Origin of the sequence: Bradyrhizobium sp. SZCCHNS3016 (assembly GCF_032484535.1) — a bacterium.
In the GTDB taxonomy this organism is placed as follows: Bacteria; Pseudomonadota; Alphaproteobacteria; order Rhizobiales; family Xanthobacteraceae; genus Bradyrhizobium.
Genome location: NZ_JAUETE010000001.1, coordinates 39,916 through 52,760 on the forward strand (window position 1 = coordinate 39,916; position 12,845 = coordinate 52,760).

At 65.9% G+C, this 12,845-nt stretch carries 10 protein-coding genes; 4 read left to right on the forward strand and 6 right to left on the reverse strand.

Annotated features, from left to right (window positions below):
- Positions 1-59: 59 nt before the first annotated feature.
- The gene (locus tag QW881_RS00180) at positions 60-908 is read left to right on the forward strand and encodes a tetratricopeptide repeat protein (RefSeq protein ID WP_315759443.1); all 849 of its coding nucleotides are present in this window, start codon (positions 60-62) and stop codon (positions 906-908) included.
- Here the strand turns inward: QW881_RS00180 and QW881_RS00185 are convergent.
- On the reverse strand, positions 898-1,608 hold the full coding sequence (locus QW881_RS00185) for a hypothetical protein (RefSeq protein WP_315759442.1): 711 nt from the start codon (positions 1,606-1,608) through the stop codon (positions 898-900). The genes QW881_RS00180 and QW881_RS00185 overlap by 11 nt on opposite strands.
- A 76-nt stretch (positions 1,609-1,684) precedes the next feature.
- Positions 1,685-2,887, reverse strand: coding sequence for an ABC transporter substrate-binding protein (locus QW881_RS00190; protein ID WP_315759441.1), 1,203 nt, complete (start codon positions 2,885-2,887; stop codon positions 1,685-1,687).
- 151 nt (positions 2,888-3,038) lie between these two features.
- Here QW881_RS00190 and QW881_RS00195 point away from each other — a divergent pair, with 151 nt between their 5' ends.
- Entirely contained in the window at positions 3,039-3,713 is a 675-nt protein-coding gene (locus QW881_RS00195) for a GntR family transcriptional regulator (protein WP_315759440.1), read from the forward strand.
- Positions 3,714-4,182: 469 nt separating this feature from the next.
- Positions 4,183-4,332 (forward strand): hypothetical protein, encoded by a 150-nt coding sequence (locus tag QW881_RS00200; protein ID WP_315759439.1) that lies wholly within the window; start codon positions 4,183-4,185, stop codon positions 4,330-4,332.
- A gap of 273 nt (positions 4,333-4,605) precedes the next feature.
- On the opposite strand, the gene QW881_RS00205 is transcribed toward QW881_RS00200, so the two are convergent.
- The 3 genes from QW881_RS00205 to QW881_RS00215 all read right to left on the reverse strand — a co-directional run bounded on the left by QW881_RS00205 (position 4,606) and on the right by QW881_RS00215 (position 11,237).
- Positions 4,606-7,410 (reverse strand): di-heme-cytochrome C peroxidase, encoded by a 2,805-nt coding sequence (locus tag QW881_RS00205; protein ID WP_316158117.1) that lies wholly within the window; start codon positions 7,408-7,410, stop codon positions 4,606-4,608.
- A gap of 173 nt (positions 7,411-7,583) precedes the next feature.
- A complete protein-coding gene (locus tag QW881_RS00210; protein ID WP_315759394.1) occupies positions 7,584-9,377 on the reverse strand; it encodes an adenylate/guanylate cyclase domain-containing protein in 1,794 nt (597 codons plus the stop codon).
- Between the two features lie 114 nt (positions 9,378-9,491).
- Positions 9,492-11,237 (reverse strand): adenylate/guanylate cyclase domain-containing protein, encoded by a 1,746-nt coding sequence (locus tag QW881_RS00215; protein WP_315759393.1) that lies wholly within the window; start codon positions 11,235-11,237, stop codon positions 9,492-9,494.
- 174 nt (positions 11,238-11,411) lie between these two features.
- On the opposite strand from QW881_RS00215, the gene QW881_RS00220 reads away from it, so the two are divergent.
- Positions 11,412-12,053: a LysE family translocator gene (locus QW881_RS00220; protein ID WP_315759392.1), complete on the forward strand. Its 642-nt coding sequence runs from the start codon at positions 11,412-11,414 to the stop codon at positions 12,051-12,053.
- A 1-nt stretch (position 12,054) separates the two neighbouring features.
- On the opposite strand, the gene QW881_RS00225 is transcribed toward QW881_RS00220, so the two are convergent.
- Positions 12,055-12,807, reverse strand: coding sequence for a sulfite exporter TauE/SafE family protein (locus QW881_RS00225; protein WP_315759390.1), 753 nt, complete (start codon positions 12,805-12,807; stop codon positions 12,055-12,057).
- Positions 12,808-12,845: the final 38 nt, after the last annotated feature.

Here is a 12,845-nt window from a genome sequence, read left to right on the forward strand (position 1 = left end):
ACTCCTGGGGCCGGCGAGCTAGCTAGACTCGACCTCTTCCTCGGAGCTTGGCTGCAGACGTGAGTGAACGGCGGAAAAATCAGCAGGCGCAGGCGTTGCAGGAGGCGATCCACGCGCTGCGCGCGCGGCAGTTCGCGCGCGCCGAGCAGATCGCCGCCTCGATCCTGCGCACAGCCAGGACTGATCGCGCCGCGCTGCTCGTCCACGCCCATGCGCTGCTCGGCCAGCAGCGCGCGAGCGAGGCGATTGCGCCGCTGGAGAAGGCGGCGCTTCGCGGCAGCGATCCAGAGCTCGAGACGCTGCTCGGCGCTGCCTTGTGCGAATCCAGACGTGCCGCCGATGGCATCGCGCAGCTGCGCAAGACCGCGGCGCGGCGGCCGCCTTTTCTGCCGGCGTTCCAGGAGCTGGCGGGGCGGCTTGCCAAGTCGGGACAGCTCGGTGAAGCCGTCGCCGTGATCGAGGAGGCCCTGACACTGTCACCCGACAGCGTCGACCTCCAGCTCGATCTCGGGCGCCTCTGTCTCCAGGCCAATGACCGCGTCCGTGCTCGCACGCACCTCCTGGCAGCGCGCGAGGCGGCGCCGGGGCGGCCCGACATCCTGATCGAGCTCGCCTGGGTGCAGTTCCTCGACGGCGACTATGCCGAGGCCGCCGGTACCTACCGCCATGCGCTAGGCCTGCGGCCCGACGACACCCAGACCCGCGCCAATCTCGCGATGTGCCTCGCCGAGATGGGGGATCGCGATGGCGCTCAGGCGGCGCTGCGCACGGTGGTGCGCGGCCGGCCGCATCTGCTGACACGCGCGGCCTACACGCTCGCGGTCACCTCGCACGGCCGCTTCTTCTTCCGTCCGAGCGATGCCGCCAGATTCCTGCAGATCGACGGCGCTGCGACAGCTAAGCCCTGAACCGCTTGCGATAGACGCCGGTCTCGCGCTTCAGCGCGTCGCGCACCTCGTGGATCTCGGCGATTTCCTCTTCGGTGAAGGCCGAGGTCTGCATCGCCCACGTCTGCCGCTTCACCGGAATGCATTGCGCGACCGGCGTACCCCTCGGGATCACGCCGCGAAACGCCGTGTCATGCCAGTGCGCCGGGAAGTGCACGAACGAGTCGTGAAAGCGGTCGCTGTCGACCAGTCCGGTCACGGTGGTGAAGGGCAGGTCGAAGCGGTTGACGGGATGCGTGAACAGCAATGCCCAGCCCTCCGGCGCCTCGATCGTCCAGAGATTGTGAAACTTGAGCAGGAAGCGGTCGGTCTCGAACAGCGGCGAGCCCGTGACCTGCGCGACGTCGTGGAAGCTGATCGGCGAGCGCGGAAAATCGATCGCGCCGCCCGGTGGCAGCTCGTTGTCCCAACTGATCCCGCCATCCTCGACCTTGAGGTCGCAGATCAGCGGAATGAGGAAGCCCGTCGTCATCGCGTCGATGAAGGGCGGGCAACGCTTGACGGTCTGCTCCTCAGCCTGGTTGAGCGCGCTGAACGCGGTGGCCGGCATCGTCTTCACCCAGTCGGGAACGCCCATCGGCGCCGGCACCGGCTGCGGAATGAGGCGTTCGAGCTCCTTCGGACAGCGGAATTTCAGCGTGAGCGGTTCAGTCTCGGACATCGGCGCCGCGGCTCTCCTGTGGACGACGGCAGAGGTCTACGCCTTCGCCGCCGAGAGTCCAACAGGGCAGCCGCCGCTACTTGGTCGACAGCACCTCGCCGAACCGCTCCCACTGCTTGCCGGTGAAGCGCATGAACTGCACCTGCTCGACCGGGAGATGGTCGCTCTCGCCGGTGCTGACCTTGATGCCCGGCAGCAGCATCGGCAGCTCCAGGTCCTTGATCGACAGCGCCTGCCGCAAAATGTTCTCGCGCGACAGATCGTTGCCCGCCGCCTTCAGCACGTGCTCCAGCACCATGCCATTGTTGTAGCCGTTGACGTAGTTGGAATCGCGGATGTCGCCGTCCGGCACGTATCTGGCCATGTAGTCGCGCCAGCCCTTGACGCCGGGGTCGTCCGCCCAGGCCGGATCCAGCGGATCCTTCACATAGGCGGTCGAGATGATGCCTTTGCCGGCCTCGAGGCCCGCCGGCTCCATCACCGAGGACATCCACACCGACACGTTGGTCAGGAAGGTCATCGGCCGCCAGTTGATCTCGAAGGTCTTGCGGATCGCCTGTGCGGCGAATTTCGGCGTCGCGGCAATGATCAGCGCGTCGGCGCCGCTGGATTTCAATTTCACGATCTGCGAGTCGATGGTCGGCTCGGTGGCCTCGTAGCTCGCGACGGTCACGGCCGTGTCGAAGCGCTCGCCGAGCACGTCCTTCAGCCCGGCGAGATAGTCGCGGCCGAAATCGTCGTTCTGCGCGAGGATCGCAAACGTCGCATCCGGCTTCTGCTGCAGCGCGTAGCGCGCATACATCCGCGCCTCGTTGCGGAACGGCGCCATCACGCCCATCACGGCTTGCGGAAATTGCGCGGGGTCGCCGAACTTCGAGGCGCCCGAGGCGACGAACAGCTGCGGCACCTTCTTGCCCTGTAGGTACCTGGCGATCGCGGTGTTGTGCGCGGTGCCCATGGTCGAGAAGATGAACGACACCTCGTCGCTCTCGACCAGCCGTCGCGTCTGCTCCACGGTCTTGGGCGGCACGTAGCTGTCGTCCAGCGAGATCAGGTTGACCTTCCGGCCGTTGATGCCGCCGCGGTCGTTGACCATCTTGAAATAGGCCACCTCGCCTTTGCCGAGGATGCCGAAGGCGGACACCGGCCCGCTATAGGGCATGGTCTGTCCAATGCGGATCTCGCTGGCGGTGATGCCCGGCTGATCCTCCGCCCGAGCGGGTACGGCGAGGACGGACGCGACGACGAACAATCCTGCCGCTGCGATGGCGCTTCGCATGGATACCTCCCTGATGGGCCGCGCTGCCGGCGGCGTTTTGGCGTTGAGCATAGGGGGATGGCGGAGGCTGTGCAATTAAAATATATTTTTTTAAGAAAATGTACTTTTGGGCTCTGCTAGTGTGAGTCGATTATCCCGCGAGAATGAGTCGATGTCCGGCAGCGCCACCCAGGCCGTCTACGAGCAGTTGCGTGGCAGCCTGCTCGCCGGCCTCTATCGTCCGGAGGAGAAGCTGAAGATCAGCGAGCTCGGATCAGCCTTCTCGGTCAGCACCGGGGCGATCCGCGAGGCGTTGGCGCGGCTCACGGCGGAAGGGCTGGTGACGGCGACGCCGCAGCGCGGCTTCCGCGTCGCGCCGGTCTCGGTGGCCGATCTGCGCGATCTGACCGACATGCGCGTCGAGATCGAGACCAAGTGCCTGCGCCACGCCATCGCCAACGGTGATCTCGCCTGGGAAGCCGCGGTCGTTGCCGCGCATCACCGTCTGGCCGCGACGCCGATCGCGGCCCATGACGGCCGCTTCTCGCCGGCCTGGATGCTGGCGCATGCCGATTTCCATGCCGCGTTGGCCCAGGCCTGCGGCAGCGCCTGGATGATGCGGGTGCGTGATCTCCTGTTTGCGCATAACGAGCGCTATCTCGATCTCGCCCGCAAGACCGATCGTGGTAACCGCGATGCCGCGCGCGAGCATCGCGAACTGATGGAGGCGGTGCTGGCGCGCGACACCGAGCGCGCGGTGACGCTCATGACGGCGCATCTCGACAAGACCCGGGACACGATCGAGGCGGCGCTGCTCGCAGCGACGGCGATGAATGAGGCGAGATAGGATCGAGTCAGGGCGCCGACCGCGAACGTCTTCGACGCGATATGTCTCGAGCCGGACATCATCAACCGGATGACGGGATATGGCCTGGCGGCTACGGCCACGTCATTCGAGGTGTCGATATGCTTTCGCTGGGAAACACCGGATTGCTCGTTCTCGCGCCGCGCGTACACAAGATCGCTCTGGCGACACAACCATCGTGCCCACGCGCGTAGCGGTCCACCCTTGTCGTCGACATAGTGATCCGTTCAGCGCGCGCTGTTACGAAGATTCAACTTTTTCGAGCGCCGGCGCTTTCCTCACCTCGATGCAAATCCAAATCGGCCATCAGTGTTAAGCGGGCTTCATGCCGGGCCTGCTGTGCATTCAAGGATGCATTCACCACGCGCCGATCTCTCCAAGTTTGGAAACGCCCCGGTAACGCACCGTCCCTCTAGTGACGTCCACTAACGACATTCAGGAGGAGGCATTGATGATTATGATGATTGCGCGGAAGCTGGTTGGTCCCCATGCGCTCAATTCCGGATTCGGTCTGGTGACCATGTTCTCGTTGACGGGCGTGGTCGCTTCTCTCGTGCTGGTCCAGCACGGAGTGAATGTCAGCCCGCCCGCGATGTTCTGATCGGGCAGAAGAACGTAGCTCGCTCCATCCACCTCTGCCCGCGTAAGGCACGCTATGGCGCCAGCCTGCGCCCCATCGCCGCCCGGGAGCATGGGTCCCGGGTCGGCGCACGGACGTCGCTGTCGCGCTCAATGAGTTGTAGGGACCGGAGCTCATGGACCTCCGTCCCAACCCCTGCCCGCAACCGGGAGGGGAGGGACCGCTCTCGCCGCAAGAGATCAGTCCCACGAGGCCCGTGGCTTCGTCGTGACGAAGGTGCGCAGCCTCACATCCTCACAGCGTCTTCAGATATTCGATGAGGTCCCAGCGCTCGTCCTCCGAGAACGCACCGCCAATGATGCCGTTCGGATAGTCCTTGTTGGGCTTCGTCGGACCTTCGAAGGAATGACCGAGCGTGCTGTTGCCCTTGATCGGCTTGCCGCTGGAATCCTTGGTCATGAACAGCGTCTGTCCGACCTTGCACGCGCTCTCGCCGCCCTTGGGCACGGCGAAGCCGACCGGCTTCGGGTCATAGTCGCGCGCGCCCTGGCAGAACGAGGTCGGCCGCTCGGCGGCCGGCGTCAGCAGCCAGTACAGCGACGGTACTGAGCCGTTGTGCAGATAGGGCGCAGTCGACCAGACGCCGTTGAGCGGGCGGGCGCGATAGGACTTGCCGGCCGGGTTGGGACAGTTCTTGCGGTCGCCCCACAGCGCGGCGCGCTCGGCCTCACCGAGATTGCGGTCCTCCATCCACTTGTCGCTGGCCTTCTGCACGACGGCCATCAGCGCCAGCGCATAGGGCATGTCGGTGGTCGAGCCCTGCGGCAGGTTGCAGCCCTTCAGATCCTTGGCCGGATCGACCTCGAGGAATCCTGCCACCTTGACCTTGCGGTTGGCGAGAATGCTCGCCTGTCCGGGGTCGGTCTGCATCGCGTCGACCGGCTTCTGCACGAGGTCGAGGATCGGACCCTTGGCATTCCAGCCTTTGCTCTCCCAATCCTCGGCCGGCTTGATCTTCCAGAAGCTCTTGTCCGGATAGGTCTTGTCGAACACGGGGTCGGCGACCGGCCCGAGATGGCACTCGACGCAAACAGCGGCATAGAGCTTCCGGCCGCGTTCGACGCGTGCCGGATCGATCTTCCAGGCGTCGTCGCCTGCGAACAGCTTCTCCGGCCATTTCGGCGAGGTCAGCCCGCCGAACGCGGGCGTCGTCGTCGCGAACGGATCGGGACCGCGCAGCATGTTCTCGATGTAGAGCAGGTTATCGATCGCCATCGACGACCGCCACAGCCTGTCGCTCGCGGTCTCCGGCGAGAAGTTGATCTGTGCGGAGACGCCGAGCGCCTCGCCGGCATTGCGGATCAGGGGCTGTGCGATCGAGCCGTCATATTGCGCCCAGGAGAACCACGGCACGGTCCAGATCGGCGGATAGGACACCGGCGCGTCGATGGCCTCCTGGTTGCCGAGCATGTTGGGCAGACCGCTCGAGGCCATGTCGAGGTAGAACACCTGGTTGCCGATGCGGTTGAGGGCATCGAGCCGGCCGAAGCCTTCCTCCGTTTCGGTCTGGCCCTTGGCCTCGATCGTGGTCTTGTAGTTGTTGGCCTGCATGTTGAGCGCGAAATCGGTCGCGGCCTTCAGGCCCTTCTTCAGGGTCTCGCGATCGGCGTCGGAGGCGTTCGGCCCGAGCACGCGATCGGCAAAGCGGGAGAAGCGGCCGGGCACGTATTGCGTGAAGATCATCGCAAAGCCCATGGCTTCTTCCAGCTTGCGCAGGTCGGCCATGCCGGGGCCGCCGTCGAAGCGCACGCTGACGCCCTTGTAGTGGATGCTGCCGGCGTGGCACGCCGCGCAGGTGAGGCCGATCTTGTCGGACTGCGCGGCGCCGGTGGCGGGATCGGTCGCGCCAGTGAGCCGGGCAAAGCCGACCGGCAGGCCGCCATCGTTGCCGGCCGGGGTCGGCTTCAGGCCGGACGGCAGCGGCGCTGCCGGCTCGGTCTTGGCAGCCGTGGCGGCGTAGCCGAACGGCCGGAGCGCGCTGGGGTCGCCGTCGACGCTCTTCGGGCTCGGGATGAAGCCGAACCGTTCGAGATAGGCGCTGTCGGAGATCAGGCCGGGCGTGCCGAACGGCGTCAGATAAGGCTGCTCCATCGCCATGAACCAGGCGTAGGGAATCGGAAAGGTCGCGGTGCCCTGCGTCACGTGGTGAAACCAGTGCCGGTCCTGCGTGGTCCAGCCCTGATCGAGCCAATAGGCCGCCTTGGTCGGCTCGGTCTCGGGCAAAGCGGGCGGAATCAACGCCGCGACCTTCTTCGGCAGAACCTTGCCGAGCCTGTCGCTGACGGCGTCGGGCGCGGCCACCCAGGCGAGCAACATGGCGGCGCCGACCAGCACTGCCGTGCCGACGAGTGCCTTGCCGATGCGCCAGACGATGTTCGCGGGCTTGGGCTTGGCTGTCAGCCGTGCGGCGATGCGCTGCGGCAGGCGGCGGTCGACGAACAGCGTGCGGACCTCGGCAACGGACAGATAGCGGCCGTCGCCCTCGCCCTTGCCGAGGATGTTCAGCAGCACTGGCCATTCGCCCTGCATCAGAATGGGGAAGTACCAGCGCGCCCGATCGCCGTCGCGCGTCAGATTGGCCTTCATGAAGGTCTGGATCTGCGCCTCGTTGAGGCCGCGCTCGCTGCCCCCATTGGGATCGGGATAGTCGCTGCCGAAGCTCGCGAACCGGTCGATCTCCCCGGGATGGACCTTGGCCTCGGCGTCGAGGATGCGCGATCCGCCGCCATGCTTGTCGAGCGGGCCGTTGCGCAACTGGTCGAGATCGGCGCCGGACCACAGGCTCTTCAGGAGCCGCAGCGGCGACAGGCCGTTCGCGATCAGGGCAACGCCGAAGGTCTCGATGCCGACAAGCCGTTTCTTGAAGCCGGTCTCGCCGCTCGCCGCCTCGACCCGGTCGCCGATGGTCTTCAGGGGGACGCTGTGGCCGTCGACGAAACCGCCGGCGACGAGCGCGCGCAGGAAGGGACACGGGTTATCGGACGAGACCGGAAGCTGTCCGGGCAGGGCGTCACGGACGCGGGCGCTGTCTTCTTGCATCGAAGAACATCCTTGGAAAGCACCTGAGTGATGAAAACGAAATCACGCCAACAAACGAGGGCGGCGCCGAATTGCGCCGAGGAACGGGCGGAGCCCCGCCATCTGAACGTTACAATGCAATCGTCAATGATTGGCGTAACCCGCCCAAGTGTCAACCTCAAGTCGCGATCGCGCTACTCGCCCGCGAATTTCGCCTTGGTGTCCACCAGGGTGAGCTTGGTCAGCGGCACGCCGGCCTTGGTGAGGCCGTCGCGATAATGCGCGATGTCGGCCGGATTGCGCCAGCGGATGTTGCTCAGGAGGCGCTCGATCGTCATCCACGGATGCTGGCTCAAAAGCGCCGCGACGGCCTCGCCGGCTTCGACCGAGCGTCCGAGCTGCGCCAACGCGGCGGCGCGGATGGCAAGGCACTGCAGATGGTTCGGGTTCTGGTAGTGCGACTCCCGCGCCCAGGACAGCGAGGCGTCGTACTGGCCGAGCATGTAGTGGCTGAACGCGCTCAGCACCGACCATTGATAGCGCGGATCACTGTTGCCGCGCTGGGCCGCGACCGAGAACAGCTCGATCGCCTGGCGGTGCTCGCCGGCGACGAGATGGCAGACGCCGAGCACGCCGCGCGCACCCATGTCGTAGGGATTGAGCTGCAGCGACTTGCGTGCCGCTTCCATCCCGGCTTCCACCCGACCCTGCATGGCGTGGACATAGGCCAGCAGCGAATACGAGAAGGACGAGCGGGAATCGAGCCGGACGCCGGCCTCGGCGAGCGCCATTGCCTCGTCCCACAGCTCCCGCGAATTCCTGATCCAGCCGAAATGGATGCCCTGCAGCAGGATGGTGCCGAGATAGGTGTGGGCGATGGCGAGACCGGGGTCGATCCTGATCGCCTCGCGGAACAGCGAAATCGAGCTCTCGTAGTCGGCCTTGGTCGGCTGGTAGTAGTGCGACAGCCCGCGCAGGAAGCGGTCCCACGCCGTGAGGTCGGTGGTCTTGGACCGCACCGGCACCGCCGCCTCGGCACGGTAGATCTCGGGGATCAGCGCGGTGCACAGATTGGCGGTAATGTCGTCCTGCACGGCGAACAGGTCGCCGATGTCGCGGTCGTAGCGGCCGGCCCACAGCTGCTCGCCGTTCTCCGGCGCGACCAGCTCGGCGGTCACCCTGATCTTGTCGCCGGAGCGCCGCACCGAGCCCTGGATCAGATAGGTCGCATCGATCTCGCGCGCGATCAGGCGGGCGCTCATGCCGGCATGCTTGAAGGCGAAGGTGGAGTTGCGGCTGAGCACGCGGAAGAAGGACTGCAGCGACAGCGCGTGGATGAGGTCTTCCGCCAGACCGTCCGAGAAATATTCGTCGGTCTCGCCGCTGAGATTGGCGAACGGCAGCACGCCGACGATCGCGGTCCGGTATTGCGCCGGCAGGGTCGTGGTGGACCGCTGCTCGCGGCTCTTCTCCGGCGAGGACGGATCCCAGGTCCAGACGTTGATGGTGTCTTCGATGTTCTTGAAGCGGAACGGCCCGCGGTCGACGAAGGTGACCGTGAGGTGCTTGCTGGCTTCCTGGTAGGCCTTGTGGGAGACGGCAATTCCGCCGGGCGGTGCTGCGGCTTCAAGTCGCACAGCAGTGTTGACGCCGTCGCCGAATACCTCGTCCTCGTCGAAGATAACGTCGCCCATGTTGAGGCCGAGGCGAAACTGCATCACCCGGTCGGCCGGCAAATGAGCGTTGCGCTCGGCCATCAGCTTCTGCACCTCGACCGAGGCCGCGATGGCGCCGACGACGCTCGGAAATTCCAGGAGAAATCCGTCCCCTGTGTACTTCACGATGCGGCCGCCGTGATTGAGGATGATCGGGTGGATGGCGCCGCGATGCGCCTTGAACGCGGCATGGGTTCCCGCCTCGTCGGCGCCCATCATCCGCGAGTAACCGACCACATCGGCACAGACAATCGCGGCCAGCCGTCTCTCCATTCCGTCTTTGCTCCTACTCAGGGCGATACCACGGCAACAGCAGTCGAATCCAATCAATTTGCGGAAGCAATGTGTAGGCCATGTGGCGGGCCGGCGACATGCGGCCCGATTGGCTCACGTCAGCCCGGCCCTGATCAGTCCGTCGCGGTAGTGGTCGATGTCGTCCCGGCGTTTCCACCGGATGTTCTTGATGTGGCGGTCCAGCGTGAGCCAGGGATATTGCGCGCGCAGCGCGTCGACGGCGTCGCCGGCCTGGTCGGTCGCACCAAGCTGCGCCAGGGTTGCCGCGCGGATCGTCAGCGCCTGCAGATGGTTCGGGTAGAGAAACAGCTCCTCGCGGGCCCACGACAACGCGGCCTCATAACGGCCGAGCAGGTAGTGGCTGTAGGCGTTCAGCGCCGGCCATTGATAGCGCGGATCGCTGTTGCCGCGCTGGGCCGCGATCGAGAACAGATCGATGGCCTGCTGGTGCTCGCCGTTGACCATATGGCAGAGCCCGAGCACGCCGCGCGCGCCCATGTCGTAGGCATTGAGCTCGGTCGCCTTGCGCGCCGCCTTCATGCCGTCCTCGTGGGCGCCCTGCATGGCCTGCACGAAGGCCAGGATCGCATAGGCGAAGGAGGAGCGCGCGTCGAGCCGCACGCTGTCCAGCGCCAGGTTCTTCGCCTCGTCCCAGAGCTCGCGCGAGCCCTTGATCCAGCCGAAATTGATGCCCTGCATCAGAATGGTCGCGAGATAAGCGTGCGCGAGGCCGAGCGTGGGATCGAGCGCAATGGCCTGCCGAAACAGCGAGATGGAGATCTCGTAGTCGGCCTTGGTCGGTCGGTAGTAGTGCGACAGACCGCGCAGGAAGCGGTCCCAGGCGGTCGGGTCGGTCGCCGGCGCACGGACCGGAATCGAGGCTTCGACACGATAGATCTCCGGCATCAGCGCCGCGCACAGGCTGGTGGTGATCTCGTCCTGCATCGCGAACAGATCACCGACGTCGCCGTCATAGCGACCGGTCCACAATTGAGCGCCGGTCTCGGGCGCGATCAGCTCCGCCGTCACGCGGAGCTTGTGACCAGAGCGCCGCACCGTTCCCTGAATCAGGTAGGTCGCATCGATCTCGCGTGCGACCAGGCGGGGATTGAGGCCGCGGTCCCTGAAGCGAAACGTCGAGGTGCGGCTCAGGACACGGAAGAACGATTGCAGCGACAGCGCATGGATCAGGTCGTCCGCGAGCCCGTCGGCGAGATACTCGTCGGCGCCGTCGGAGAGGTTGACGAATGGCAGCACGCCGACGATCGCCGTGCGATATTGCGGCGGCAGGCCGGTGACGCTCGTCCCGGTCCGGATCGCCGCCTCGCTGCCGAGCTCCCATGTCCACGCCTGCACCGGCTCCTGCAGGTTCTTGAACTGGAAGCTTCCGGCGCTGGTCAGCTCGATGGGGAGTTGCGGGCCGGCCTCCTCATAAGCCTTGGCCGAGACGGCAACACCGCCCGGGACGGCGATCGATTCGAGATTGACGGCGACATTGATGCCGTCGCCGAAGGCCTCGCCGTCGTCGATCGTGAACTCACCCTTATGAATTCCGAGCCGGAAGCGCATGTTGCGGTCGGCCGGCAGATCGGCGTTGCGCTCCGCCATCAGGGACTGCATCTCGACCCCGAACTGGATGGCGCTGGCGGCGTTGGCGAATTCCAGCAAAAAGCCATCGCCGGTGTGTTTGACGATGCGGCCGGCGTGATTGAGAATGATCGGGTGGATGGCGCCGCGATGAGCCTTGAAGGCGGCGTGCGTGCCGTCTTCGTCGATTCCCATCATGCGTGAATAGCCGGCGACGTCGGCGCAAAGGATGGCAGCGAGGCGTCTTTCCATCACATCGTGCTCCCGCCTCGCGCATACCACGACCGAGGCGGCCGAATCCAACGCTTTTCCGGACCCTATCGCGGCACCTTTGCCATGCGGCCCCGCGCCGGCCTCTGCTGTGCGAGACAGCAATGCCGAGGCCAGGTAGATGATTAGACCGGTATCGTTAGGAAATGTTCAATCATGCTCGGCATTCACGATCTGCCTTTGTTTCTCGTCTCCGGGCTGCTGCTCAACATCACGCCGGGTCCCGACACCGCCTACATCGTTGGCCGCAGCGCGCAGATCGGCTGGCGCGGCGGGGCCGCTGCCGCTTTCGGCATCAGCACGGGGTGCCTCGTTCACGTGTTCGGAAGCGCGATCGGGCTGTCGGCGCTGCTCACGGCCTCCGCCACGGCCTTTGCGGTGGTGAAATGGGCCGGTGCGGCCTATCTGGTCTATCTCGGCATCACGCAGCTTCTGGCGCGACGGCCGGACACCGCCAGGGCCAGTGATGCGACGTCGATGCCGGCGGTGACGCTCCGCCAGGTGTTCTGGCAGGGCGCGCTCACCAACATTCTCAATCCGAAGGTCGCGATGTTCTTTCTCGCCTTCCTGCCGCAATTCGTCGCCGCCGATGCGCCGCAGAAGGCGCTCGCCTTCCTGGTGCTCGGCACGATCTTCATCGTCAACAGCACGATCTGGTGCCTCGGCGTCGCCGTCGTCGCGGCCCGGGCTGCGCGCCGCGTGCGCGGCTCGTCCGCCGCGCTGCTCTGGCTCAACCGCGCGATCGGCGGGCTGCTGATCTATCTCGGCGTCCGGATCGCGATGCTCGAGGCCCGCTGACCTACCAGAGCAACTCGACGACCGCCGTGCCGGCGAGATACAGGCCAAGCAGGATCATGGCGATCAGGAACACACGGCGGAACGCCTCGGCCGGCAGTCGGGATCGCGCCGCCTGGCCCGCGAACATGCCGACAAAGGCGCAGGCCATGGCGACCGCGCCGGGCAGGGCGGTGGCCGTGCTGAGCAGGCCGGAGCTCGTCAGGTTGAACGCCAACGTGACGGTGGCGACCGTGAAGAACACGCCGAGCGCCTGGACCAGCTCGTCCTTCTCGAGCCCGATCGCCTGCATGTACGGCACCGAGGGCACGACCTGCACGCCGGTGGCGGCCGAGATCAGCCCGGTGACGAGGCCGACGATGCCGCCGACCCATTTCTCGTGCGGGGGCGCGACCTTGAAGGCGAACTTGGTGAGGCCGAGCAGGGCATAGAGCATCAGCAGCACGCCGAGCGCGACGTTGCCCCAGCGCGTCGAGGCATGGCTGAGCGCGCCGGCGTTGAGGCAGATGCCGATCGCGGTGCCCAGCATCAGCGGCCAGAGGCGCCTGGCGATATCGCGCAGATAAGGGCCGGCGAAGGTCTGCCAGATGTTGGTGATCACTGCCGGCACGATGACGATGGCGAGCGCCCGGCCGGGCGGCATGGCGACCGCGAGCAGCCCGACCGAGATGGTCGGCAGGCCGAGGCCGAGCGCGCCCTTGACGAAGCCGGCCAAGGTGAGCGCCAGGGCGATGAAGATGAGGATGGGGTCGATCATGGTCGTCACATTGACCAGACTGCGCCGACGACACAATG